General features: G+C 49.6%; 25 protein-coding genes, 1 tRNA gene and 6 pseudogenes. 6 read left to right on the plus strand and 26 right to left on the minus strand.

All coding sequences use genetic code 11. From position 1 onward, the window contains the following. Position 1: 1 nt before the first annotated feature. The 11 genes and pseudogenes from HPC37_RS08645 to HPC37_RS08695 form a co-directional block, all read right to left on the minus strand. Positions 2–77: transfer RNA gene (locus tag HPC37_RS08645), tRNA-Lys, on the minus strand. A 174-nt stretch (positions 78–251) separates the two neighbouring features. Continuing rightward, on the minus strand, positions 252–719 hold the full coding sequence (gene pal / locus HPC37_RS08650) for a peptidoglycan-associated lipoprotein Pal (protein ID WP_208120280.1): 468 nt from the start codon (positions 717–719) through the stop codon (positions 252–254). A 13-nt stretch (positions 720–732) separates the two neighbouring features. Then, complete coding sequence (gene tolB / locus HPC37_RS08655) at positions 733–2,037, minus strand: Tol-Pal system beta propeller repeat protein TolB (RefSeq protein WP_208122749.1); 1,305 nt, start codon at positions 2,035–2,037, stop codon at positions 733–735. 26 nt (positions 2,038–2,063) lie between these two features. After that, positions 2,064–3,274 (minus strand): annotated as a pseudogene (gene tolA / locus HPC37_RS08660) (cell envelope integrity protein TolA). A gap of 14 nt (positions 3,275–3,288) precedes the next feature. After that, positions 3,289–3,711, minus strand: a complete 423-nt coding sequence (gene tolR, locus HPC37_RS08665) for a colicin uptake protein TolR (protein WP_208122750.1) — start codon at positions 3,709–3,711, stop codon at positions 3,289–3,291. A 9-nt stretch (positions 3,712–3,720) separates the two neighbouring features. Further along, positions 3,721–4,407 (minus strand): protein TolQ, encoded by a 687-nt coding sequence (tolQ, locus tag HPC37_RS08670; protein ID WP_208122751.1) that lies wholly within the window; start codon positions 4,405–4,407, stop codon positions 3,721–3,723. Between the two features lie 8 nt (positions 4,408–4,415). Further along, positions 4,416–4,829 carry a tol-pal system-associated acyl-CoA thioesterase gene (gene ybgC, locus HPC37_RS08675; RefSeq protein ID WP_208122752.1) on the minus strand — a complete coding sequence of 138 codons (414 nt, stop codon included), beginning with the start codon at positions 4,827–4,829 and terminating at the stop codon, positions 4,416–4,418. 150 nt (positions 4,830–4,979) lie between these two features. Continuing rightward, positions 4,980–5,267 carry a cyd operon YbgE family protein gene (locus HPC37_RS08680; RefSeq protein WP_208122753.1) on the minus strand — a complete coding sequence of 96 codons (288 nt, stop codon included), beginning with the start codon at positions 5,265–5,267 and terminating at the stop codon, positions 4,980–4,982. Positions 5,268–5,270: 3 nt separating this feature from the next. Next, positions 5,271–5,372 (minus strand): cytochrome bd oxidase small subunit, CydX/CbdX family, encoded by a 102-nt coding sequence (locus tag HPC37_RS08685; protein WP_208122754.1) that lies wholly within the window; start codon positions 5,370–5,372, stop codon positions 5,271–5,273. Positions 5,373–5,383: 11 nt separating this feature from the next. Then, on the minus strand, positions 5,384–6,520 hold the full coding sequence (gene cydB, locus HPC37_RS08690) for a cytochrome d ubiquinol oxidase subunit II (protein ID WP_208122755.1): 1,137 nt from the start codon (positions 6,518–6,520) through the stop codon (positions 5,384–5,386). A gap of 14 nt (positions 6,521–6,534) precedes the next feature. Beyond that, positions 6,535–8,084: pseudogene (locus HPC37_RS08695) on the minus strand (cytochrome ubiquinol oxidase subunit I). Between the two features lie 457 nt (positions 8,085–8,541). On the opposite strand from HPC37_RS08695, the pseudogene HPC37_RS08700 reads away from it, so the two are divergent. Beyond that, positions 8,542–8,840: pseudogene (locus HPC37_RS08700) on the plus strand (DUF5339 domain-containing protein). 2 nt (positions 8,841–8,842) lie between these two features. Here the strand turns inward: HPC37_RS08700 and ruvB are convergent. From ruvB to gmhB, 8 genes are all read right to left on the minus strand, one after another. Then, positions 8,843–9,856, minus strand: a complete 1,014-nt coding sequence (gene ruvB / locus HPC37_RS08705) for a Holliday junction branch migration DNA helicase RuvB (RefSeq protein WP_208122756.1) — start codon at positions 9,854–9,856, stop codon at positions 8,843–8,845. Positions 9,857–9,863: 7 nt separating this feature from the next. Continuing rightward, positions 9,864–10,469, minus strand: a complete 606-nt coding sequence (gene ruvA, locus HPC37_RS08710) for a Holliday junction branch migration protein RuvA (RefSeq protein WP_208122757.1) — start codon at positions 10,467–10,469, stop codon at positions 9,864–9,866. 59 nt (positions 10,470–10,528) lie between these two features. Further along, positions 10,529–11,098 (minus strand): crossover junction endodeoxyribonuclease RuvC, encoded by a 570-nt coding sequence (gene ruvC, locus HPC37_RS08715; protein ID WP_208122758.1) that lies wholly within the window; start codon positions 11,096–11,098, stop codon positions 10,529–10,531. An 8-nt stretch (positions 11,099–11,106) separates the two neighbouring features. Then, positions 11,107–11,847 (minus strand): YebC/PmpR family DNA-binding transcriptional regulator, encoded by a 741-nt coding sequence (locus HPC37_RS08720; protein WP_208122759.1) that lies wholly within the window; start codon positions 11,845–11,847, stop codon positions 11,107–11,109. Continuing rightward, positions 11,831–12,301, minus strand: a complete 471-nt coding sequence (nudB, locus tag HPC37_RS08725; RefSeq protein ID WP_345790027.1) for a dihydroneopterin triphosphate diphosphatase — start codon at positions 12,299–12,301, stop codon at positions 11,831–11,833. Before nudB ends, HPC37_RS08720 begins: the two co-directional genes overlap by 17 nt. Then, positions 12,288–13,151 carry an RsiV family protein gene (locus HPC37_RS08730; protein WP_208122760.1) on the minus strand — a complete coding sequence of 288 codons (864 nt, stop codon included), beginning with the start codon at positions 13,149–13,151 and terminating at the stop codon, positions 12,288–12,290. Before HPC37_RS08730 ends, nudB begins: the two co-directional genes overlap by 14 nt. After that, positions 13,148–14,923, minus strand: a complete 1,776-nt coding sequence (gene aspS, locus HPC37_RS08735) for an aspartate--tRNA ligase (protein WP_208122761.1) — start codon at positions 14,921–14,923, stop codon at positions 13,148–13,150. The genes HPC37_RS08730 and aspS overlap by 4 nt, the downstream gene beginning before the upstream one ends. Positions 14,924–15,017: 94 nt before the next feature. Beyond that, entirely contained in the window at positions 15,018–15,566 is a 549-nt protein-coding gene (gmhB, locus tag HPC37_RS08740; protein ID WP_208122762.1) for a D-glycero-beta-D-manno-heptose 1,7-bisphosphate 7-phosphatase, read from the minus strand. Positions 15,567–15,716: 150 nt separating this feature from the next. On the opposite strand from gmhB, the gene metN reads away from it, so the two are divergent. The 4 genes and pseudogenes from metN to HPC37_RS08760 form a co-directional block, all read left to right on the plus strand. Further along, entirely contained in the window at positions 15,717–16,751 is a 1,035-nt protein-coding gene (gene metN, locus HPC37_RS08745; protein ID WP_208122763.1) for a methionine ABC transporter ATP-binding protein MetN, read from the plus strand. Continuing rightward, entirely contained in the window at positions 16,744–17,409 is a 666-nt protein-coding gene (locus tag HPC37_RS08750; RefSeq protein WP_208122764.1) for a methionine ABC transporter permease, read from the plus strand. The genes metN and HPC37_RS08750 overlap by 8 nt, the downstream gene beginning before the upstream one ends. Before the next feature lie 26 nt (positions 17,410–17,435). Continuing rightward, positions 17,436–18,235: pseudogene (locus HPC37_RS08755) on the plus strand (MetQ/NlpA family lipoprotein). A gap of 66 nt (positions 18,236–18,301) precedes the next feature. After that, positions 18,302–18,685: pseudogene (locus HPC37_RS08760) on the plus strand (GAF domain-containing protein); the annotation flags it as partial. An 83-nt stretch (positions 18,686–18,768) separates the two neighbouring features. On the opposite strand, the pseudogene HPC37_RS08765 reads toward HPC37_RS08760, so the two are convergent. After that, positions 18,769–19,482, minus strand: a pseudogene (locus HPC37_RS08765) (YwiC-like family protein); the annotation flags it as partial. Further along, entirely contained in the window at positions 19,479–20,426 is a 948-nt protein-coding gene (locus tag HPC37_RS08770) for a bile acid:sodium symporter family protein (RefSeq protein WP_208122765.1), read from the minus strand. The pseudogene HPC37_RS08765 and the gene HPC37_RS08770, both read right to left, overlap by 4 nt. A 201-nt stretch (positions 20,427–20,627) precedes the next feature. On the opposite strand from HPC37_RS08770, the gene HPC37_RS08775 reads away from it, so the two are divergent. Continuing rightward, complete coding sequence (locus tag HPC37_RS08775; RefSeq protein ID WP_208122766.1) at positions 20,628–21,668, plus strand: PDDEXK-like family protein; 1,041 nt, start codon at positions 20,628–20,630, stop codon at positions 21,666–21,668. A gap of 123 nt (positions 21,669–21,791) precedes the next feature. Here the strand turns inward: HPC37_RS08775 and mnmE are convergent, their stop codons facing one another. From mnmE to rpmH, 5 genes are read right to left on the minus strand one after another with little or no spacing between them, the layout of a single operon-like run. Beyond that, on the minus strand, positions 21,792–23,150 hold the full coding sequence (gene mnmE / locus HPC37_RS08780; protein ID WP_208122777.1) for a tRNA uridine-5-carboxymethylaminomethyl(34) synthesis GTPase MnmE: 1,359 nt from the start codon (positions 23,148–23,150) through the stop codon (positions 21,792–21,794). A 60-nt stretch (positions 23,151–23,210) separates the two neighbouring features. Next, on the minus strand, positions 23,211–24,842 hold the full coding sequence (gene yidC, locus HPC37_RS08785) for a membrane protein insertase YidC (RefSeq protein ID WP_208122767.1): 1,632 nt from the start codon (positions 24,840–24,842) through the stop codon (positions 23,211–23,213). Continuing rightward, positions 24,842–25,117: a membrane protein insertion efficiency factor YidD gene (yidD, locus tag HPC37_RS08790; RefSeq protein ID WP_208122768.1), complete on the minus strand. Its 276-nt coding sequence runs from the start codon at positions 25,115–25,117 to the stop codon at positions 24,842–24,844. The genes yidC and yidD overlap by 1 nt, the downstream gene beginning before the upstream one ends. Beyond that, positions 25,081–25,446, minus strand: coding sequence for a ribonuclease P protein component (gene rnpA / locus HPC37_RS08795; RefSeq protein ID WP_208122769.1), 366 nt, complete (start codon positions 25,444–25,446; stop codon positions 25,081–25,083). The genes yidD and rnpA overlap by 37 nt, the downstream gene beginning before the upstream one ends. A gap of 8 nt (positions 25,447–25,454) precedes the next feature. After that, on the minus strand, positions 25,455–25,589 hold the full coding sequence (rpmH, locus tag HPC37_RS08800; protein ID WP_084255372.1) for a 50S ribosomal protein L34: 135 nt from the start codon (positions 25,587–25,589) through the stop codon (positions 25,455–25,457). Positions 25,590–25,645: the final 56 nt, after the last annotated feature.

Consider the following 25,645-nt stretch of genomic DNA (forward strand, 5'->3'; position numbering starts at 1 on the left):
GTGGTGGGTCGTGAAGGATTCGAACCTTCGACCAATGGATTAAAAGTCCACTGCTCTACCGACTGAGCTAACGACCCACTTGCGCTACATCGCTGTAACGAGCCACTATGATACTTATTTCACAGAACATATCAATCAAAAATTGCATTTTTTTGCTTGATTGTCTGATTTGTCAACAATTTCACGTTTAAAAGCGGCTAAAACAAAAAAACCTCAGCCAGGCTGAGGTTTTTGAACAGGAAAAAGTGCGATTAGTACGCTAACACTGCGCGACGGTTTTTCGCGTAGTCTGCTTCTGAGTGACCCAATACAGCGGGTTTTTCTTCACCGTAAGAAACAGTTGAAAGTTGGTTGCCGTTAACGCCTTTGTTGACAAGGTAGTTAACAACAGCATCGGCACGGCGTTGACCAAGTGCGATGTTGTATTCTGGGGTACCACGTTCGTCGGTGTTACCTTCAACCAACACTTTGCTTGTTGGGGTGGCTGTTAGATACAACGCGTGAGCGTCTAACAGTTGTTGGTATTGACCTTCGATTGAGTATTGGTCAAAGCCAAAGTAAACGGTGTTGTAGCGTTGTTGCAAATCTGCAGCGCTGTAGCTACCGAACATTTGGCCATTGTTTTGACCTTGAGATGCAGACTCATCAGATGAGCTTCCACACGCTGTTAAAACAAGCGCTGGGGCTGCGATCATAAGCACTTTTGCAAGTTTTTTCATTTAAGATTACTCCTTAGTTTTTAGTAAGAAATGGAGACCAAGCTGGGAACTTAATTTGACCGTCCACACCTGGCAACCGCGCTTTAAAGCGTCCATCGGTAGACACCAATTGTAGCACTTTCCCTAACCCTTGGGTAGAGCTATAAATAATCATAATGCCATTTGGTGATACACTTGGACTCTCGTCTAAGAAGGTTGAGCCTAACACTTCAACTTTTCCTGATGCGAGATCTTTTTTCACAATATGATCGGAGTCGATCATAATGAGATTTTTACCATCTGAGGTGATTTGACCACTGTAGCTGCGTCCACCGCTGCCGACATAGCTCGCGCCACCGCCGTTGGCACTCATCATGTACACCTGCGGGCTGCCGCCACGGTCAGAGGTGAACACAATTGAGCGACCATCAGGCGACCAACTCGGCTCAGTGTTGTTGCCTGCATCACGAGTGAGCTGCACTTCACCGCCGCCGTTGATATTTTTCACATAAATATTCAATTTGCCGTCACGCGATGAGGCATAAGCCAAGCGTGAGCCATCTGGTGAGAAGGCGGGTGCGCCGTTGTGACGTGGCGCTGAAGCCACCACTTTGCGCGCACCTGAGTTGAGATCTTGTGTCACGATTTGTGATTTTTTATTCTCAAAGCTCACATAAGCGAGTTTTTTGCCATCTGCTGACCAGCTTGGTGACATAATCGGTTGCGAACTGCGGTTGACGATAAACTGGTTGTGGCCGTCGTAGTCGGCTACGCGCAATTCATACGGTTTTGAGCCACCGTTGTGTTGCACCACGTAGGCAATGCGGGTGCGAAACGCGCCGCGGATGCCGGTGAGTTTTTCAAACACTTCATCACTGACGGTGTGCGCGCCATAGCGCAATTGTTTGTTGTTTGGAATGTGGTAGCTGTTTTGCAGCAACACAGAGCCTGCCGCACCGCCGCCACCGATGGTGTCGACTAATTGATAAGCCACGTTGTAGCCCGCGCCGTCTGGCGTGATTTGGCCGACGACAATTTCACTGATGCCCAGCGCCGACCACGCTTCTGGATTCACTTCAGCAGCTGAAGCCGGTTTTTGCGGCATGCGCGCAGGCGCGATAGGGTTGAATTTGCCACTGTTGCGCAAATCGGCAGCAACAATCTCGGCAATCTCTTGCGGGGCGCTGCCTGGTCCATTCCATTTGAAAGGCACCACGGCGATAGGTTGCGCGCCGTCGACCCCTTCATCAATCACAATGCGCACTTCTTCGGCTTTCACGCTGGCCACCAGCACGAATAAAAAGCCAAGTGCGGTCAAAATTTGCTTAAGTTGTTTCATTCAAACCACCTGTTAGTCAATTGTGTTTATTTTAAATCAAACTCAATGGTTGGATTTTTGTATTTATTGTAAACCGCATCTGACGGCGCCGCTGGCACTTTGCGGGTGCCTTTGATTGCACGCAGTGCAGAGTTACAAATGTCGTTTGGCCCTGACACATTATCATAGCCTAAAATCGTACCGTCGCGTGCAAGGGAGATGCGCACGCTGCACACTTTACCTGCAAAGCTTGGGTCACGGATAAAGCGGCGTTGAATCACGCGTTTGATCACACCCGCGTATTGATCCCCAACTTTATCGCCGTTGCCGCTGCCAGCGGCTGCACCTTGGCCTTGTGAGCCTTTGCCGTTTTGGTTTGACCCGCGGTTAGCCGAGCCACCACCGATGGTGCCGTTGTTGATCAAATCATCCAATGCGGCTTGCTGCGCAGCTTTTTTAGCTTTAGCGGCCGCATCAGCCTTGGCTTTGGCTTCCGCGGCGGCTTTGGCTTTGGCCTCAGCATCCGCTTTTGCTTTTGCTTCCGCAGCGGCTTTCGCTTTGGCCTCCGCAGCAGCTTTGGCTTTGGCCTCCGCAGCAGCTTTGGCTTTGGCCTCGGCATCGGCTTTTGCTTTGGCTTCAGCAGCGGCTTTGGCTTTGGCCTCAGCTTCCGCTTTGGCTTTGGCCTCCGCAGCGGCTTTAGCTTTGGCTTCAGCATCCGCTTTGGCTTTCGCCTCTGCCTTAGCTTTCGCTTGGGCTTTTAATTCCGCTTCTTTTTCGCTTTTTCAGCCAGCTGCGCTTGGCGCTGGACTTCTTCACGCGCTTGTTGTTCTTGCAATTTTTGCTGTTGCAATTTTTCTTGTTCTTGTTTTTGGCGTTGCGCTTGCTCTCGCGCTTGTTCCGCTTTTTGCTTTTCAGCTTCGCGTTGTTTTTCCAGCTCACGCTGTTTTTCAAGTTCGCGTTGTTTTTGTGCTTCACGCTGTTGTTGCTCACGCTCGGCAATTTCGCGTTTTTCTTGCTCTTGCTTGGCGCGCTCAACATCGCCTTTTTGCTGCTGTTTCACACGCCCGAACTCGCGCGCAGCTTGGCCGGTGTCAACCATCACCACACCCATGGTGTCGCCGTCGCCTTCTCCGCCGCCCATAGCCGGCATGTAGCGATACCAAAGCGAGCCGAGAATGAGCGTAAGAAAGAGGAGTGCATGCAGCAAGATTGAAACAACAACCGCACGACTTAACTTCTTGTTTTTATCACTTCGCACACTGCTTCCTTTGCTTAGAGCGGGTTGGTCATCAAACCTGCTTTGTCAACACCCGCTAAATGGAGCAAACTTAACCCTTTGATGATCTCTTCATACGGGGCATCTTTGGCGCCGCCGACCAAAAAGGTGGTTTGGTTGTCTTTGTCGTAGATTTCTTTCGACATCTCGGTGACCGCACTTTCACTTAAGTTTTCGTTGCGTTGCCCGTCGATCACCAGCGTGTATTCCCCCACGCCGGTAACTTCCAAAATCACTGGCGTTTTGTCTTCATTAGAGACACTTTTGCTGTCGGCAGAATCGGGCAGCTCCACCTCAACACTTTGGCTGATGATCGGTGCCGTGGCCATGAAAATCAGCAATAGCACCAACAATACGTCCAAAAAGGGTACGATGTTGATTTCTGATTTGATATTACGTCGTTGACGTCGATATGCCATAACAACCTCTTACACTGTTTGATGTTTTGCAAAGGCTTGGCGATGCAAAATGGTGGTGAATTCATCAATAAAGTTGCTGTAATTTTGCTCGAGTTTGCTCACACGCAAGCTTAAGCGGTTGTAGGCCATCACCGCTGGGATCGCCGCAAACAAACCAATGGCGGTGGCGATCAAGGCTTCTGCAATCCCTGGTGCAACCATTTGCAAGGTCGCTTGTTTGACGTTACTCAACGCCATAAATGCATGCATAATCCCCCACACGGTGCCAAACAAGCCGATGTACGGGCTGATGGAGGCAACGGTGGCCAAAAACGGAATGCGGTTTTCAACATCTTCAATCTCACGGTTTAAGGTGAGGTTCATTGCACGCGTGGTGCCTTGAATCACGGCCTCAGGTGAGCTGTGGGTGGATTGCAGGCGCAAAAATTCTTTAAAGCCAACATAAAAAATCTGCTCGCTGCCACTTAAGCCATCACGGCGATTTTCAAGGCCATCGTAGAGTTTGCGTAAATCTTCACCCGACCAGAAGCGATCTTCAAAGGTGGCGGAGGATTTCAACGCTTGGCGCAAAATGGCGCTGCGCTGGATCATAATCGCCCATGAGATAATCGAAAACAGGATAAGAATACCAATTACGATTTGCACCACGATACTGGCATCTAAAAATAGTTGTAGAAAGTTTAACTCGTTTGACATCAAAAACCTCAATCGTCAAGATCACTGCTTTGTAAAATAAAAGCACTGCGAATTTCACTTGGCAGTGCCATCGGTTTCATTTTGCTTAAATTCACTGTCGCCACCACCACAGTCGCCGTGGATAAACACGTTTCACCACGCCAAAGGCTTTGCTTGAACACCAAGCTAACCCCTTTGATTTGGCTGACCGCACTTTTCACCGTTAAGGCGTCATCTAACTTCGCGGGCAGGCGATAATCAATCTCCAAGCGTTTGACCACAAAGGCCAAGTGGTGCGCTTGCAACAGCGCTTGCTGCCCAAAGCCCAGTTGGCGTAAATATTCGGTGCGCGCTCGCTCGAAAAAGTGCAAATAGCGCGCGTGATACACCACGCCACCGGCGTCAGTGTCTTCGTAATAAACGCGTAGTTCAAAACTGTGCACAGTGCTACTCCACCCTTTAAAGCTTGATATTATCAAGAATTTCTTAGCAATTGTCTAGCAATTGCATAACAGTTATCCAATATTACGCTCTTAGACCGCACTTTTGTGTTTATGTTCGAAAAAAAGCATCTCAAAGAGAGATGCTTTTGCTTAGACAAGATAGATAAATGCCAGCCCTGCAATCGCGGCGAGGTAGCCGATATAGGGGTTAAAAATCAGCTTCCAGCGCGCTTTGATTAAATCCAGACCCATGCCGTGAATCCATAAAATGGACGTCCCCCAAATTAAAAACGAGGTAAACAGCGGCGATGGCCCGCCAAAATCGAGCGCAAAGCGTTTGGCATTGAGGAAAAAGCTCACCATCAACACCACAGCTAAGATAAGTGAAAGGGCTCGCCAGGAGCCCTTGTTGACAGATTGATAGAGTTTATCAATCATGATTTACTCTTCATCAAATGTGCCTGTTTTTTCAGCACTGATAGTCACGATGGCTGAGAACATCACAGCGAGCATCACGCCTAAGATCCAAACTACATAATACATTGTGTGTCCTCCTAGTAAAGTGAGCTTTTGTTGTTTTCAATGAAGTTGCTGTCAATGCGGCCAAACATTTTGATGTAGGCCCAAATGGTGTATGCCAGCAAAATCACCACGAAAACCAAGGCAAAGCCGAGCATCAAGGTCAAGGTCAATTGGCTTGATGTGGCATCCCACATGGTTAAGCTTGTGTTCGGTTGTGTGATTGACGGCATGATGAACGGGAACATCGCCACACCACAGGTGAAAATGATGCCCGCCATGGTCAATGACGAGAACAAGAAGGCAAAACCTGAGCGGTTAGCTTTCGAGAACACAATGTTCAACAGCGCACTCACCAAACCTAATGCAGGCAGCGCCCACAAAATTGGCATCGCTTTGAAGTTGTTGAACCATGCACCTGTTTCCAGCGCCACTTCTTTGCCCAATGGGGTTGAAGCCGCGTTGTGATCCATCACGCTGGTGACCACAAAGCCATCTTTGAACAGCAACCATACACCGGCTAAAGCAAAGGTGATGAAGGTGGCAAACGCGCCTACTTGTGTCACCATGCGCGCACGGTCACGCAAGTCTGCAGTGGTTTTCATTTGCAGCCACGCCGCACCTTGGGTGGTGAGCATTGATAAGCTAATCAAGCCACACAGCAAAGCAAACGGGTTCAACAAGCCCCAGAAAGAGCCAGTGTATTTAACTTGCAAAATGTCGTTGAATTCAAATGGCACGCCTTGCAACAAGTTACCAAAGGCAACACCAAACACCAATGATGGCACCAAGCCACTGATGCAAAGGCCCCAATCCCACGCACTACGCCATTTCGGGCTGTCGATTTTCGCGCGGTATTCCAAGCCCACTGGGCGGAAGAACAACGCCGCCAGCACCAAAATCATGGCGATGAAAAAGCCAGAGAATGAGGTGGCATAAACCATTGGCCAGGCCGCAAACATTGCGCCACCGGCGGTGAGTAACCAAACTTGGTTACCATCCCAGTGCGGGGCGATGGTGTTAATCATCACACGGCGTTCAACTTCTTTTTTGCCTGCAAATGGCAACAAGGTCAACACGCCCATGTCAAAACCGTCTGTTACTGCAAATCCTAACAGCAATACGCCAACCAGCAGCCACCAGATAAAACGGAGAATTTCGTAATCAATCATCTTTTGTCTCCTGCTTATTTCGCTGTTTGTTCAAAATAGTAACGACCTGTTTTCAACGCACTTGGGCCAAGGCGACCGTATTTGAACATCAAATACATCTCAGCAACCAAGAAGATACTGTAGATCGTACAGATTGTAATAATCGAGAACCAAAGATCGCCTGTGGTCAAGTCAGAGTGCGCCACACCCACCGGCAACATATTATAAATTGCCCACGGTTGACGGCCATATTCTGTCAAGAACCAGCCACTTTCAATGGCAATCCACGGCAGTGGCAGTGACCACAACAGCAAGCGGTGCAGCCAACGGCGTTGGCCAATTTTCTTGCTCACGGTGGTCGCGAAAGCTGCAATCAGCAACAAGACGAGCAAGCCACCGACAGCCATCATCACACGGAAGGCATAGAAAGTTGGGCCCACTTTAGGAATGGTTGACGCCGCAGCTTGTTTGATTTGCTCATCGGTAGCATCAACCACGTTGTCGGTGTAGCTCTTAAGCAACAAACCAAAGCCTAAGTCTTTTTCGTATTCTTTGAATTGTGCTTTATCTGCCTCGGTATAATCACCGCTGCGCAGTTTTTGCAACAATTGATAAGCCACCATACCATTGCGAACGCGCTGTTCGTTTTCAACTTTCAGATCACGAAGGCCGGTGATTTCTTCTGTCAACGAACGGGTTGCAATAATCCCTGCTGCATACGGAATCGAAATGGCAAAGTCATTTTTCATTTCTTTTCGTTTGGAATCACAAACAAATTCCAGTCTGCAGGGGCAGGCTCTGTGTGCCATTCACCTTCCATCGCAGCCAACTTCACAGGTTGTGCTTTACCGATGTAGTAACCAGATTCGTCACCCATGATGATAACGGAGATGACGGCAATCAAACCAAATGGCGCTGCAACGGAGAATGACCGTTTAGCAAAGCCAATATCGCGGCCTTTGAGAAGGTAATACGAGCTGATACCTAACACAAAGATCGCACCGCAAACATAACCAGCGGATAAGGTGTGCATAAATTTGGTTTGTGCAATTGGGCTTAACCACAAGTCTAAAAAGCTGGTCATTTCCATTCGCATGGTTTCAAAATTAAATTCTGACCCCACTGGTTTTTGCATCCAGCCGTTGGCCACCAAAATCCACATCGCAGAAAGGTTTGAACCAATAGCCACGAGATAGGTTGACAACAAGTGTTTGCCTTTGGATAGGCGATCCCAACCGAAGAAGAACAGACCCACAAAGGTGGATTCCATAAAGAAGGCAAGCAACGCTTCAACCGCCAACGGCGCGCCGAAGATATCCCCAACATAGTGAGAATAGTATGACCAGTTAGTCCCGAATTGGAACTCCATGGTGATCCCGGTGGTCACACCTAGGGCAAAGTTGATACCAAATAATTTACCCCAGAATTTGGTCATGTCTTTATACACTTCTTTGCCTGTCACCACATACAAGGTTTCCATGATCACGAGGATAAAGGAAAGACCGAGTGTCAGTGGTACAAACAAAAAGTGATAAAGTGCGGTTAATGCGAACTGCAATCGAGAGAGTTCAACAATATCTAACATCTCAACTCCTTGTAAACACTACAAGTTTTAGTGTTTGATTACGCAATGTAATCACCCCAGCATTTCAAAAAAATGCCACTTTCAAAAAACTCACCGCACTTTTGTGTTAAATGATGAAAAATCAACCAACAAACAGAAAAGTGAGAATAAGCAAATAATCCTATTTATCATACCTGTGATCAGGCACAAAAAACAGAAATTTTAATATTTCTGTCACATTTTATTACAAAGATCAAAAAATGACGAAATTAAACCCCAGCAAAAAAATTGATATAAATCAACTTTATTAAAATTTTGTTATTTTTTAACCTTATACCCTATTAAATCACTCGGTTATTTCGCCAAAATTTACGTTACTTTAATGACAAAAAATAGACACAACGGATTTAATTTGTTATTTTTGCAGATATTTTGCAAATTATTAATTTATTATCTCCAATTTGGAAAGGGCATTTAAATGACGCACACCATTCGATTCACTTTCGGCCTTGTTTTAGGCCTTGGCCTGCTGGCCTTCAACGCACAGGCCGAGCAATTGCCAAGCCAATGCAAAAAACTCTTCACCGAAACTGAGCAATTGATCAAAGAAGCCGAACAACAACCCGGCACCCACACTCAGTTCACTTCAATTAAAACAAACTCTCACAAAGCAAAAAGCAAATCTTAGCGCTCGATCGTGACGTGCAAATCAAAAGCTGTGATAAAGGCTTGACCGCACTTAACAATTTGAAGAGCAAAGATATCAGCAACAACTGATCTTATCGTTTGTGTTCAGGGCAATTGAGCCCTAAATGCAAATAGGTCTGTGCCGTGGCAACACGCCCGCGTGGCGTGCGCTGCAAAAAGCCGCGTTGAATCAAAAACGGTTCCAGCACGTCTTCAATCGTTTCACGCTCTTCCCCAATCGCGGCCGCTAGGCTGTCTAACCCCACCGGCCCTCCTGCAAACTGGCCTGTTAGCGCCAACAATAATTTGCGATCGAGATAATCAAACCCTTGATGATCAATATCAAGCATTTTTAATGCCTCTTGCGCCACGTTTAGCGTAATCACCCCTTGGTTTTTCACATCGGCATAATCCCGCACGCGACGCAACAAGCGGTTGGCAATGCGCGGGGTGCCGCGCGAGCGTTTGGCAATCTCCAAGGCGGCATGCTCTTTGAGCGTCAACCCAAGGCAATGGCTGGAGCGCTCCACTATCAAGGTGAGATCATCAATGGTGTAAAATTCCAAGCGCTGCACAATCCCGAAACGGTCACGCAAAGGGGAAGTCAACGAGCCCGCGCGCGTAGTGGCGCCGACTAAGGTAAACGGTGGGAGATCGAGCTTGATTGAGCGCGCCGCCGGCCCCTCGCCTATCATGATATCAAGCTGATAGTCCTCCATCGCGGGGTAAAGCACCTCTTCAATGGCCGGCGACAGGCGGTGGATTTCATCAATAAACAGCACATCGTGGGCTTCGAGGTTGGTCAACATCGCCGCCAAATCGCCTGCCTTTTCCAGCACGGGGCCCGAGGTAGTGCGGATGTTCACGCCCATTTCATTGGCGATGATATTCGCCAAGGTGGTTTTGCCCAGCCCTGGTGGGCCGAAAATCAATAAGTGATCGAGCGCATCTTGGCGCAGCTTGGCGGCTTGAATAAAAATTTCCATCTGGGCGCGCACCGCACTTTGCCCGATGTAATCTTGCAACAGTTTCGGGCGAATGGCGCGATCAATCGTATCTTCCCCGCCTAGGTCGGCTGCGCTGATTATTCTGTCCGCTTCAATCATCACTCACCTATAGTGCACTTTTCAGCGCATCACGAATCAACATTTCACTGCTCATGCCCGCTTGGGCGACACGTTTGACCATTTTTTCCGCCTCTGGCGCTTTGTAACCTAGAGAAATCAAGGCTGCCACGGCCTCACTGGCTGGGTCGTCATCAAGCGGTTGTGCATTAGGCAGGTCTGCAACATTGTCAACAAAAAAGTGCGGTTTGACATCTTTAAATTTGCCTTTGAGCTCCACGAGCAGCCGCTCGGCGGTTTTTTTGCCCACACCTGGGATTTTCACCAATTTTGAGAGCTCTTCGCGCTCAATGGCATAGGAAAATTCATCCACCGACATAGCAGATAAAATCGCCAGCGCCAGCTTGGGCCCCACACCGTTGGTTTTGATCAACTCACGGAATAAAGTGCGGTCACGCTTTTGCATAAAGCCAAACAGCAAGTGCGCATCTTCACGCACCACCATGTGAGTGAACAGGGTCGCGCTCGCGCCAGTTTCAGGCAACGCATAAAAGCTGGTCATTGGCAGCAAGAGCTCATAGCCCACGCCGTTGACGTCAAGCAAGATTTCGGGTGGCTGTTTTTCAATTAAAATGCCTTGTAAACGCCCTATCATGATGATCCTTGGAAAATTTGCGTGCCTATAGCATAAATAAAAACTGTATAAATATCCAGTTATTTTTCAGCTTTAAGGCGAAAGCGCCCGCGGCTGTACCGCGCTTTCAGGCTGACCGCACTGGTGCTTTGCGCGTTGAGTGCTTGGTTGATGTGGTGTGAATGCAAGGTGCTGTGTGCGTGCGTAATCGCAATCGCCAGCGCATCGGCGGCATCCGCCTGCGGTGAGGCGGAGAGTTTGAGCATCGCGCTGACCATGTGCTGCACCTGCGCTTTGTCGGCAGAGCCGATGCCCACCACAGTTTGCTTAACCAGCCTGGCGGCGTATTCAAACACCGGCAGCTCGTGGTTGACCGCCGCCACAATCGCCGCACCGCGCGCTTGCCCAAGCTTGAGCGCGGAGTCGGCGTTGCGCGCCATGAACACTTGCTCGATGGCGAACATATCGGGCTGAAACTGCGCGATGATCTCACTCACGCCAGCATAAATCCGCTTCAGCCGGCTTGGCAGGTCATCCACCTGGGTGCGAATGGCACCGCTGCCGAGATAGGTCAACTGCTTGCCTGTTTGGCGAATCACACCGTAGCCCGTCACGCGCGAGCCTGGGTCAATGCCGAGGATGATCGCCATCGCTGAGATTACAACAGTGCAGCAACTTCGTCGCTGATTTCAGCGTTGTGATAGACGTTTTGCACGTCATCACAATCTTCGAGCATATCCACCAAGCGCATCAATTTCGGCGCGCTCTCTGCATCCAGCTCCACGCTGGTCGATGGAATCATCGACACTTCTGCTTCGCTGATTTTAAAGCCCGCGGCTTCAATGGCATCACGCACCGCACTTAACTCTTCCCACGCGGTGTAAACCTCAAAACTGCCGTCGTCTTGGCCTTGAATGTCTTCCGCGCCCGCTTCAAGGGCGGCGTCCATCAGCGCTTCTTCATCGCCTTCATCGACTAAAATCAGGCCTTTTTTGCTAAACAAATAAGCAACAGAGCCGTCGGTGCCGAGGTTGCCGCCTGTTTTGGTGAAGGCGTGGCGCACTTCAGACACGGTGCGGTTGCGGTTATCACTCAAGCACTCAACGTAGACCGCAGTGCCTGCTGGGCCATAGCCTTCATAGATGATGGTTTCCATGTTGGAGTCATCTTCGCCACCAGCGCCGCGTTGAATCGCACGGTTGATGGTATCTCGCGTCATGTTGCTGGCCAGCGCTTTGTCCACTGCGGTGCGCAGGCGTGGGTTGGAGCCAATATCCGCGCCGCCAATTTTGGCGGCGGTGACCAGCTCACGAATCAGCTTGGTAAAAATTTTGCCACGCTTGGCATCTTGTGCCGCTTTACGGTGTTTAATGTTTGCCCACTTACTGTGACCTGCCATATAAATCCTCTTTGTTGTTACTTTTTAAAATAAATTCTTCAATTGCTTGCGCGTTGTTCCACGATTTGGTGCGCGCAACCGCACTTTGCGCATCGATCCATTGATAATCGCTGTGTTCGCTTAATCTCAATGGCTGATGCGCACTCAGCGGTAATAAAAACCAATGCTCAAGGCACTTGCTCACGCCGGGGGCGTAACGGTGCTTGAACTGCTCAAAAATCTCAAATTCCACCGCTTTGTGGCAATCGTGCAGCACAATGGCCGCATCATTTAGCCCCAGCTCTTCTTTCACCTCACGCCGTGCGGCCTGCTCGGGTGTTTCGCCTGCCTCAAGGCTGCCGGTGACCGATTGCCAAAAAGTGCGGTCGTCATTGCGCTGGAGCAGCAAAACCGCACTTGTGCTGGGGTCAAACACCACCACCAGCACGCTTTCAGGGCGTTTAAAAGCCTTCACTGAAATTGATCGATTTGACACTGTCGGCCAAAAATTCTGGCTTAACCACACCAAACAGCGACTGATAAGGCAAGACTAAGTTAATCTCCCCTTCGGCATAAGTGCCCAGTGCATACGGTGGGAATTTGAACACCAGCCCCGCGTAGGTGAAGGTGAAGTTGAAATCATTGGTCGCGAAAGTGTCTTTGTAATCATTCAAGCGCTCTTTGGCAATGGCATCAAAATTACTGCCATTATCAGAACCTTGATCATACGACTTAATATAATCCACGTACGCCGTTTTGAGCATCTCAACGAGTGCTTCACGCTGGCCTGGCTCGACTAAGTTGTCGATGGTCAACTTTTCTTGCGTATCGAGGTTAAAGTTGGTGAACAGCGTTGAGCCATAACCGTGCGCGCCACCAAAAAAGCTGTAAAAATCTTCACTAAACATCGCGATATTGCCGCGTTGGCCTAAAAAGTGCGGTGCGTAGTAGCTCTCCCAGCCGATGATCGCCTCTTTACCGCTGAGCACCTTTTTCGCGCTCTCAAGCTGCACTTTCGCCAGTGTGGCAAGATCGAGTTTGGCGAGATCATCGTGCTGCGCTTTGCTCTCTTTGTCGTCACCGTCCAAGCTGTCGGCCGGCGCGAGGTAATCCCGCGCTTTTTGCTCAAAATACGCATCCAGCCACGGCTGCCCTGTTTTGAGGGTGATCACTTGCAGCGCATAGCAGTGCATATCGGGCTTTTCCATGCAGCCCTTTTCTGCTGTGAGCTGCACGGGCTTGACCGACAACAGTGGCGTTTGCGCCAGCACCGCACTTGATAATAAAAGTGCGGTCAAGGCCGTGAGTTTGACAGACGTTTTCATGCTTGATCCTTTTGTTTCACCACCGAGATGGCCAGTTCACTTAACGCCTGCGCGTTGCCCACACTTGGTGCGTCGGTCAACAAACACGCTGCGGCCGTGGTTTTCGGGAAGGCAATCACATCACGAATGTTATCCGTGCCGGTGAGCAGCATGGTTAAGCGGTCTAACCCAAAGGCAAGGCCAGCGTGTGGTGGGGTGCCGAACTTCAAGGCATCGAGCAAGAAGCCGAATTTTTCGCGCTGTTCTTCCTCGTTGATGCCCAAAATGCGGAACACGGTTTGTTGCATCACAGGATCGAAAATCCGCACTGAACCGCCGCCGACTTCATAGCCGTTGATCACCATGTCATAGGCGTTAGCCACCGCTTGGGTTGGATCTTGCTCCAACTGTTGTGGTGTAGCGTTGGCCGGTGAGGTGAACGGGTGGTGCATGGCGGCAAGGTTGCCCTCGTCATCGCGCTCAAACATTGGGAAGTCAATCACCCACAGTGGCTTCCACTCATCCAGTGCGGTCAAGTGGCAATCACGGCCGAGTTTTAAGCGCAGCGCGCCCATGGCGTCGGTGACGATTTTATAGCTATCAGCACCAAAGAAGATGATATCCCCTGTTTGCGCGCCCACACGCTCGAGCACCGCACTTAATGTTTCGGCAGTGAAGAATTTGGCGATCGGGCTTTGCACGCCGTCAAGGCCGGCGTTGATGTCGTTGATTTTCATCCACGCGAGGCCTTTCGCGCCATAAATGCCGACAAACTGGGTGTATTCATCAATTTGTTTGCGGGTGATGGTGTTACCGTTTGGCACTCGGATGGCGGCAATGCGCCCGTTCGGGTCATTAGCTGGGCCGCTGAACACCTTGAAATCGATCGTTTTCAGCAAATCGGCCACGTCCACCATTTCAAGCGGGTTGCGTAGATCTGGCTTGTCTGAACCAAAGCGACGCATCGCTTCAGCGAAAGTCATCACGGGGAAGTTGCCTAAATCCACGTTGAGAATTTCTTGCCACAGGCCTTTGACCATCTCTTCCATCACGTCACGCACATCTTGTGCGCTCATGAACGAGGTTTCCACATCGATTTGAGTAAATTCAGGCTGACGGTCGGCGCGCAAGTCTTCATCGCGGAAGCATTTCACGATTTGGTAATAGCGGTCAAAGCCCGACATCATCAGCAGCTGTTTGAACAATTGTGGTGATTGCGGCAAGGCGTAGAATTTGCCTTTGTGCACGCGGCTTGGCACGAGGTAGTCACGCGCGCCTTCTGGTGTGGCTTTAGTCAGCATAGGAGTTTCGATATCCAAAAAGCCGTGGCTGTCCATAAAGCGGCGAACAAAGCTGGTGATGCGCGCGCGGGTTTTGATGCGCTCGGCCATTTCAGGGCGACGCAAGTCCAAATAGCGGTATTTCAAACGCTGCTCTTCGGTGTTGTTTTGGTTGAAATCCAGCGGCAAAACCTCAGCGGCGTTGAACACGCGCACTGCTTTGGCGGCCACTTCCACCTCGCCGGTGGCCATGTTTTTGTTCACTTGGTTATCTGGGCGGGCTTGCACCTCGCCAACCACTTGGATGCAAAATTCACCGCGCAAGCGTGAGGCTGCCTCAAAGGCCTCTTGGTTGGCGGGGTCAACAAACACCTGCACGATGCCTTGGCGGTCACGCATATCTAAGAAAATCAATCCACCCAAATCCCGGCGGCGATGCACCCAGCCGCTTAGGGTCACTTCCTGTCCAACATTTGTGGCGTTGAGGTCACCACAATAATGTGTTCTCATCATTTTTTTATCCTTTGTTTTAAAGAGGGTTAACTGGTCAATTATAGCCGAATTTGCACTCGGTTTGAACACGTTTTTCGCCAAACCGCACTTTGCCTTAGCGCTGTTTTAAAAAGTGCGGTAGCGCGGCGATGGAATCGAGCACCGCACTGGCCAGCCCCTGCCCTTGCTCGGTGATCGCTTTGCCCGTGCGCACCAGCACGTTGCAGCCCACCCCTGCTGCGATGCCCGCTTGAATGTCCGCCGCTTTGTCCCCCACCATCACCGAGCGTTGTGGGTCGATATCCAGCTCCTCAATGGCTTGGCGCAACATGCCTGGCGCGGGCTTGCGGCAATCGCACTCAATGCCATATTCACCTTGGCCGTCGGGCAAGTGCGGGCAGTAATAAATGCCATCGAGATCCACGCCGCGGTCAGCCAGCGACCAATCCATCCACTCGGTGAGGGTCAAAAACTGCTGCTCACTAAAAAGCCCGCGCGCAATGCCCGATTGATTCGTCACCAGCACCAGCAAATAGCCCATGCGTTTGAGCTCCAGCAACGCCTCAATGCTGCCATCAATAAAGGTGAAATCATCAATGGTGTGTACATAACCGTGGTCAATATTGAGCGTGCCGTCGCGGTCTAAAAATATCGCTTTGTTCATTGTTACCTACTTTGTTGCCAACATAGGCCTATTATGCGGCATTTTCATACACAGTTGCGCAACTTTTTTGCCTTTGAGCAAAAATAGTGATTGACATAGCTATCTAGACGTCTAAAATGACCGAAATCATTATTTTTATTGTAGGGCTTTATGATTAAGCTAAAAAATATTAACAAAGTTTTCAGTGTTGACGGGCGCACCCTGACCGCACTTGATAATGTCAATTTGGAGATTCCAAAAGGGCAAATCTGCGGTGTGATTGGCGCCTCTGGTGCGGGCAAAAGCACCTTGATTCGCTGCGCCAATTTGCTTGAAACACCCACCAGCGGGCAGGTTTTTGTCGACGGTGAAGAGCTCACCGCCATGAGCAACAGCCAGCTGATCAAAGCGCGGCGTAATATTGGCATGATTTTCCAGCATTTTAATTTGCTCAGTGGCCGCACCGTGTTTGGCAATGTGGCGCTGCCGCTCGAACTGTTAGGCGAAAGCAAAGCCACCATCAAGCAAAAAGTGAACGATTTGCTCGCGCTGGTGGGCCTGGCCGATAAAAAAGATGCCTACCCAAGCAATCTTTCTGGCGGGCAAAAACAACGTGTGGCCATTGCCCGTGCGTTGGCCTCAAACCCGAAAGTGCTGCTGTGTGATGAAGCCACCAGCGCGCTGGACCCGGCCACCACGCACTCGATTTTGGATTTGCTGCAAGAGATCAACCAAAAGCTGGGCTTGACCATTTTGCTCATCACCCACGAGATGGAAGTGGTGAAACAAATTTGCCACCATGTGGTGGTGATCGACAAAGGCCAGCTGGTGGAACAAGGCAGCGTGAGCGAGATTTTCTCCAACCCGAAAACCGAGCTGGCGAAACGCTTTATCAAATCCACCGTGCGCATCAATTTGCCCAAAGAGTATCTCGATCAGCTCTCAAGCTCACCGAAGCACGCCAACTCGTGGCCGATCATTAAATTTGAATTCACCGGCCGCTCGGTGGACGCTCCACTGCTTTCGCAAGCATCGAAAAAATTTGGCGTGGAGCTGAGTATTTTGGTGTCGCAAATTGACTACATTGGCGGCGTGAAATTTGGCTTTACCATCGCTGAGGTGGAAGGCCCAGAAGATGCCATTGAGCAGACAAAAATTTATCTAATGGAACACAATGTGCGTGTTGAGGTGCTAGGCTATGTTTGATCGATTAACGCCGCAAGTTTGGAATATGATTGGCCAAGCCACCCTTGAAACTCTATACATGGTGTTTGTTTCAGGCTTGATTGCCACCGTTTTGGCTATCCCCCTAGGCGTGATTTTGTTTATCTCGCGCAAGGGGCAAATTCGCCAAAATATGAAGCTCTACCGCGTGTTGAGCATGATTGTCAACATCGGGCGGGCTATCCCGTTTGTGATTTTGCTCTTTTGGATCATCCCGTTCACCCGCGCGGTGGTCGGCACCAGCATCGGCACCACCGCGGCGATTGTGCCGCTGACGGTGTCTGCCGTGCCGTTTATCGCGCGCTTGGTTGAAGGCTCATTAATTGAGATCCCAAGCGGGCTGACCGAAGCGGCGCGCGCCATGGGCGCGAGCAATTTGCAAATTATCACCAAGTTTTTGCTACCAGAGGCCTTGCCTGGGCTTATCAACGGCATCACCATCACCTTGGTGGCGTTGGTCAACTACTCTGCCATGGCGGGCATTGTGGGCGGTGGCGGCCTTGGTGATGTGGCCATTCGTTATGGCTATCAAACTCACGTACCTGAAATTTTGACCACCGTGGTGGTGATCTTGGTGGTGATGGTACAAATCATTCAATTTGTAGGGGACAGCCTCGTTCGCTACGTTGATCATCGTTAAACTCAATGTCTAAAAGGAAGTTAATTATGAAATTAAAATCACTCTTTACTCTCACCGCTGTTGCGGCAACATTGGCGCTGTCTACCTCTGCGTTTGCTAAAGATGGCAAAGTGCGTATCGGTGTGCAAAACGGCCCTGAAATGACCGTGGCAGAAACGGCTAAACAAGTGGCGAAAGATCAATTCGGCCTTGAAGTAGAATTAGTGCCATTTTCAGACTACGTGACCCCAAATGCCGCGTTGGAAGAAAAATCCATTGATGCCAACGCCTTCCAACACAAACCGTATTTGGACTCTCAATCCAAAGCGCGTGGCTGGACAGATTTAGTGATTGTCGGCAACACCTTTGTTTACCCAATTGCCGCTTATTCACAAAAATCAAAAACTTGGATGAGTTGAAAGACGGCGCAACTATCGCCATTCCTAATGACCCAACCAACGGTGGCCGTTCACTACTGTTGCTTCAAGCTCAAGGCTTGCTGAAATTAAAAGAAGGCACAGGCTTGACCCCAACTGAGTTGGACATTGTAGAAAATCCGAAAAACTTGAAAATCCGCTCACTTGACGCAGCCTTGATCACCCAAGTGTTGCCAGAAGTGGATTTGGCCATCATCAACAACACCTTTGCCGGCCAAGCAGGCCTCTACCCAAGCAAAGATGCGATTTTTGTTGAAGATAAAGACTCCCCATACGTGAACATCATCGTTGCGCGTGAAGACAACAAAGACGACGAAGATGTGAAAAACTTTGTGAAAGCTTACAACTCTGAGCCGGTATACAAAAAAGCGATGGAAGAGTTCAAAGACTCTGTGGTCAAAGGCTGGTAAGCCAACCGCACTTTGTATTTTCTAACCCAAGCCGAAAGTTCGCTTTCGGCTTTTTTGTGAGATGTTATGACGAATTATTCCCAACTGGCCAAAACCCTAAGTGCGGTCATTGCCGATGACGATAACGCTATCAGTGTGCTGGCCAACACCGCCGCACTACTCAACGAGCACCTCCAGCGCCTCAACTGGGTCGGCTTTTATTTGCGCAAAGGCGATGAGCTCACCCTCGGCCCCTTTCAAGGTAAAGTCGCCTGCACTCGTATTCCGCTGGGCAAAGGCGTATGTGGCACAGCCGTGGCGCAAAAGCGCATTTTACGCGTTGCCGACGTGCACCAATTTGACGGCCACATTGCCTGTGACAGCGCCAGCCAGTCAGAAATTGTGCTGCCGTTGGTGATCAACGACGAGATCATTGGCGTGTTGGATATCGACAGCCCCGTGCTCAACCGCTTTGATGACGCTGATGAGCAAGGCTTGGCCGAGATTGCGGCGTTATTGAGCCAGCATTTAGGCCACATTGGCGGGGTAAAATACAAATCCACCGCCAGCAAGCACAGCAAAAACTGCGCACTGATGATAAATTCCAAAATGCCCACCTGCTTGACCGTGAGGCGAAAGTGCGGTGCAATCAGTGCGCGCAAGGCCGCTGGCACAAAGCAAAGTGCGGTCGGGAGATTAATCCACACCCCGATCGCAATCACCAAGCCAATGTGAAAAGCACAAGACGCATAGAGATAGCGCACGTTTTTGCGCTCACGCAGCATGGTTTTGACATAAAGCGTGGTGCCGATAAAAAACAGCGTTGGCAGGGCAAACACGCGCCAAATCTGGCCATCAAAAGTGCGGTGCGGGAAGTAATAGGCCGCCATGCCCGCAATGCCAAAAATAATAATCGCCGCCACATCATTGGCCAGCGCGCGCTCATCTTTGGCTTTAACATAATGCACGTTCACCAGCGCAAAAGGCAGCATCGGCAGCAAAAACAGCGCCACGGCGATGTTGTAATACAGCGCCGGCAGCGCGAAAATAGCCGCGGCTGCGGCATACCGCACGCTCCAGCGACGGTTGAGTTCTACATTGCGTTTTTTGAACAGATTAAAAAACGGATAGGTGAACAGATACAAACAAAACCACGCCAGCAGCAACGGTAGGTGCCACCAGAGTGGATCACTTGTAAACATGCCGTAGAAAAACGGCAACAGCGCCATCACAATGGCGCCGTGCTGGTTGGATACATAGAGTTTCATGAATCGTGCTTTTTCTCTTTCATCGTGGCAAAAAAGGTCGCCAAAATCGGGCCGGACACATTATGCCAAAAGCTAAACACCGCACTTGGGATGGCCGCCACTGGGTTTAAATGCGCCGCCGCCAGTGCCGCACCAAGGCCGGAGTTTTGCATGCCGACTTCAATCGCCACTGCTTTGCTGTCAAAGGTGCTAAGGTGGAAGAGTTTGGCTGCCAAAAAGCCAACCAAGTAGCCCAAGCCGTTGTGCAACACCACCACACCAAAAATCAGCCAAAAGGCATCAAGTTGGATGAGTTTGTCCTTGCTCACCGCCACCACCGCGGCCAAAATCAGCACAATCGCAATCACGGAGACCAGCGGCATCGCTTGGCTCAGTTGCGTCGCTTTTTGTTTGAGCAACGTGCGCACCACTAGGCCTAAAAAGATCGGGAAGAGCACCATTTTCAGCACAGAAACAAACATCGCCATGGCGTTGATGTCAATCCACTGGCTGGCGAGCACATAAAACACCACAGGCGTTAAAACGGGCGCCAACAGCGTGGAGATGGTGGTGCAGGCGACAGAAAGTGCGGTGTTGCCGCGCGCAAGATAGGTCATCACATTCGAGGAGGTACCACCAGGGCATGAGCCGACCAAAATCACGCCGACCGCCAGTTCGGTTGGCAGTGCAAAGCCTTTGGCCAGTGCAAACGCAATCGCAGGCATAATCACAAATTGCCCCACCACACCAACCAGCACCGATTTCGGGTGGCGTGCCACTTCGCTGAAGTCATGAAAAGTCAACGTAATGCCCATGCCGAACATCACAATGCCCAGCAGGTAAGGAATGTAGCCCAACAGCGGCTTGAACGCCTCAGGGAATTGGAACGCCAAAAAGGCAAACAACAGCACCCAAACGGCGAAGGTTTTGCCAGCAAACTGGCTGATTTTAACTAACGCGTGCATAAATTCTCAATAAAAGTGAATGGAATATCTAAAGTAGCAAAATCACGGCGAGTGCGCAATTTAAAGCGGTAAAAAAACCGCACTTTTGTGCTTTTGAGTACAACCAAAAAAGAAAAACACCTTATAAGCCCAACTCTTCGCTCTAATTCTAATATGTTATGTTAGAATATCATAGAAAGAAAATAAGAGTTAAGGCTGAATATGCACACCAAACTACCACAGTTTCAAAAACTATTAACCAAGTTTAACTCATTAGGCTCAGAAACGAAAATAGAGCCCACGATTTTCAGCATTGGCGGTAGAGGCTACTATGAAAATCCGACGACAGATATTCTCAGCTTTTTTTTAGACAACAATGCACAGCATCAACTCGGCAACATTATGCTGAAATCATTAATTAATTGTTTACCTGAAAAATATCATTCACTCGATTGTACATTGACTAATGCACCCGAACGTGAATTAAGCACATTAACTGGTAAGCGTATTGATTTACTACTTGAAAGCGAAAATTGGGTCATAGTAATTGAAAATAAAATCTATCATCATCAAAACAATCCGTTCAAAGATTATGAGTATTTTCTTCAAGAATCTAGGCATAAGGAACGTTTTACCAACAAAGAGATAATCTACATTGTCCTTTCTCCCAATGGTGATACGCTAGCTCAAGGATGGTATGGAATTAGCTATCTTAATTTAATCAGTACGTTAAAATCTGAATTATCAGAACAATTTATTTCCCAGCCAATTAATAAATGGATATTATTACTGCGTGAATTTATTTTGCATTTGGAGAGTATTATGTCAGCCCCTTCATTTGACCAAACAGCATTTGATTTCTTTTTAGAAAATCTTTCTACGATTAAAGAGATTCAAACAGCAAAAGAGAATTCGATCAATCAATATCATCAACATTTACAAGATCTCATTCAACGAAAATTGGGAGAAGAGGTTAAAATTCGTCTAAATCATTGGGGTGGTTATCCTGCATTACGATTTACTTTATCTTGTTGGCAAGATACAGGATCGAGTGTTGTACTGTATCTAGATGAGCATGCATCAATTCTAAGAATATATGCTCATTTACATCAAGGTCGCGATGAAGAGAAAGCGGATTCTATAATTCTTGAACATAAAAATCTCAAAGAACCATGGAATGAGGTCAAAAATACATATCGCGGATATGAAATTGCTATATTCAAATCGGAAGAGAGAAAAACACAGAAGCCGTTAGTCAGCTAATTTCTGAATGTCTAACTTCACTCGATCGGTTTGAACGTAATTAATATCCAACCTTATAGATACAAAGCAGTGGTAAATGACGGCCTTTTAATCATCTACCATTGCTTTGAGCTATTTAGCTTTTTACTTACCAATACAAAACGAGCTGAAGATGCTGCTGAGCAGGTCGTCTGAGGTGAATTGGCCGGTGATGGTGCTCAGTGCGTCTTGTGCCAGGCGCAGCTCTTCGGCGAGCAGCTCGCCGGCGTGAAATTCCACCAGCTGTGTGTGGCCGCGTTCAAGGCATTCACCGGCGTGTGACAGCGCATCCAAATGGCGACGGCGCGCCAAAAAGCCGCCCTCGGGGCTGGCTTGATAGCCCATTGCTTTTTTCAAGTGCTCACGCAGCAAGTCAATGCCCGCATGGGTTTTGGCAGACAGCGTAATTTCCGTGCGGCCGTTGACAATGCGTTGGCCTTCAACCTCGCCACTGATGTCGGCTTTGTTGCGAATCACCGTCAGTGGCATATTCTCTGGCAAGCGGGCGAGAAACTCGCGGCTGGCAAAATCGAGCTGCTCAGCTTGTGGCGCGGCCGAGTCAATCATCAGCAAGACGTGATCGGCCTGCTCAATTTCTGCCCACGCGCGGGTGATGCCGATTTTTTCCACCTCATCGCTGGCCTCGCGCAGACCGGCGGTGTCGATAATATGCAGCGGCATGCCGTCAATGTGGATATGCTCGCGCAGCACATCGCGCGTAGTGCCCGCGATGTCGGTGACAATCGCCGCCTCACGTCCGGCCAGCGCGTTGAGCAGGCTGGATTTGCCCGCATTCGGCCGCCCTGCAATCACCACCTTCATGCCCTCACGCAAAATCGCCCCTTGGCGCGCCTGCGACCGCACTTTGGCTAATTGCGCGATGATGTCATTGAGCTTGCCCTCCACCACCCCGTCGGCGAGGAAGTCAATCTCTTCATCAGGGAAGTCGATCGCCGCCTCCACATAGGTGCGCAGATAAATCAGACTATCGACCAGCGCGTTGACTTTGTTGGAAAACTCCCCTTGCAGCGAGTTGAGCGCACTGCGCGCGGCCTGTGCCGAGCTGGCATCAATTAAATCCGCAATCGCCTCGGCTTGGGCAAGGTCCAATTTGTCGTTTAAAAACGCTTGCTCTGAAAACTCCCCGGGGCGGGCCAGGCGCACCTCAGGGAGCATTAAAATTTGCTCAAGCAGCATATCCAGCACCACTTGCCCGCCGTGGCCTTGCAGCTCGAGCACATCTTCACCCGTGAAGGAGTGAGGCGCTTTGAAATAGAGCGCGATGCCTTGATCAAGCACCTGCCCGTCAAGCGTTTTAAACGGCAAATACTCTGCCAACCGCACTTTTGGGCATTTGCCCAAAATGGCCTGCGCTACCGCTGTCGCTTTTGGCCCTGAGATGCGCAAAATGCCAATCCCACCGCGGCCTGGGGCGGTGGCTTGCGCCACAATGGTTTCTTTTATCATAATGCTCACCGCACTTTCGTGTTAAACAAAAGGCACTCTTGCGAGTGCCCTTCAACGTTATTTTTTCTTACGGGAATGGAGCCCGCGTTTTTCAAGCCCGCGATAAATCCACTGTTGCTGGGCGATGGTGATGAGGTTGGAGGTCAACCAGTAAAGCACCAAGCCAGATGGGAACCACAGGAAGAAGAAGGTGAACGCCACCGGCATAAAGGTCATGATCTTCTGCTGGGTTGGGTCTGCCACCGGCGTTGGTGACATTTTTTGCAGCAAGAACATCGACGCACCCATCAGCACTGGCAAGATGTAGTACGGGTCTTGCGCGGATAAATCTTGAATCCAGCCGAAGAATGGCGCGTGGCGCAGTTGCACCGCTTCCATAAACATCCAGTAAAGGGCGATGAAAATCGGCATTTGCAGCAAGATTGGCAAGCAGCCACCCAATGGATTAACTTTTTCTTCTTTATACAAACGCATCATTTCTTGGCTCATGCGTTGTTTGTCGTCGCCGAAACGCTCACGCAGCTCTTGGATGCGTGGTTGCAGCATACGCATTTTCGCCATTGAGGTGTATTGCGCTTTGGTCAGCGGATACAAAATCGCTTTCACGATGATGGTCACACAGATGATCGCCAAGCCCCAGTTTGACACAATGCTTTGGATAAATTGCAACAATTTGAACAGCGGTTTAGAGATAAACCACGCCCAGCCGTAATCCACTGTCAAATCCAAGTGCGGTGCCACCGCTTCCATTTGGTTTTGCAGTTTCGGGCCTGTCCACAATTTGCTTTCCACACTTTGCGTGGCACCGGCTGGAATCACCATACTCGGCGCACGGAAGCCGATAAAGGCAAAATCTTTGTTGGTGCTGGTGTAGAGCTGATTGTCTTCATGCTGATTTGGGATCCACGCCGTGGCAAAATAGTGTTGCAACAACGCCACCCAGCCTTGCTTAGTCGCAATCGACAAATTCGCCTTTTCCATATCTTCAAAGCTGTATTTTTTGTAATTCGTTTCTGAAGAGGAGTACGCACCACCGGTGTAGGTTGGCATCGCCAAGTTGGTGGAGTGCTCAATCAAGGTGTGCTTGATTTGCGCATACGGCTGCATTTCAATTGGCTCACCGCGGTTGTTGGTGATGCTGTAAACCACGTCCACCACATAGCTGCCGCGTTTAACGATAAAGGTTTTTTCCACTTTCACGCCGTCTTTTTCTAACGTGAGTGGGATACGCAGTTCATCTTGGCCGTCGGCGAGGGTGAAGGCCTCAGCATCCACACTGTATTGCGCGCGGCCTGCACGGGTGTCAACGCCGTCTTTGCCCACCAAGCCACTTTGTGCAACATAAACCAAGTTTTGGTCGTTTTGCAGCAATGAGAACGGTTTTTCAGAGTTGAGCTCGGCGTTGTATTTCAACAATTCAGAATCAACAATATCGCCGCCGTTGGTGGCAATTTTCAGCCGTAACACGTCACTTTCAACGGTCACCACATTGCCTGTTTCTTGCGAGTCAACCGCACTTTGACTTTGGCTGGTGCTCACGGGCGTATCACTGTTGGCCTCCACCGTGGTGGTTGCACTGGCCGCTGGCGTTTCAGCTTTTGGCGAATGGTAGTCAATTTGCCATTGTTGATACACCAAGAAAGAGATAAAGACGAGTGCAATTACTAATAAACTACGTTTAGAATTCATTATTTTTCTCTGTGTTGGTTATGGGTTGAGTGTTCACATTGTTTTTCAGGCACGGGATCATATCCACCAGCACTTAAAGGATGACATTTTAATACACGTTTGAGCGTAAGCCAACCACCTTTTAGTGCGCCAAAGCGTTTTATCGCCTCAAGGCCGTATTGCGAGCACGTTGGCGTGAAGCGACAACGCGGGCCAAGTAACGGGCTGATGGCCACGCGGTAGCCTTTAATGAGCCAAATTAGGCATTTCGCGCCAAGCGACGATGACGATTGCATAAAATGTCCAACACATCAAACAGCTGTTTGTTATCCATCTCACCTAGGCCTTTGCGGGCAATGACAATAAAATCCATTGCGGGCAAATTGTGTTGATTGCGCCGGAAATAATCACGGCACACGCGTTTGATGCGGTTGCGCACCACGGCACGCTTGACGTGTTTTTTGGCAATGGTTAACCCCAGCCGCGGGAAGCCTAAATGGTTGGCGCGAGCGATAATGCTGATTTCAGGGCGAGAGGCTTTGACAGATTGTTGAAAAACAAATGTGAATTGTTCGGGAGTTAACAGGCGTAACTCCCGAGAGAAAGGATACTTAACTTCACTCAAGGTGAGGATTAAGCTGATAGACGTTTACGGCCTTTGGCACGACGACGCGCTAACACTTGACGACCGTTTTTAGTTGCCATACGCGCACGGAACCCGTGAGTACGACTACGTTTTAATACGGATGGTTGAAATGTACGTTTCATAATTAATCTCTACTTATCGTTAACTCTAATGTTTTAAGGTGAAGGCTATCGCCCAA

This window comes from Spirabiliibacterium mucosae (assembly GCF_014884965.1).
Taxonomy (GTDB): Bacteria; Pseudomonadota; Gammaproteobacteria; order Enterobacterales; family Pasteurellaceae; genus Spirabiliibacterium; species Spirabiliibacterium mucosae.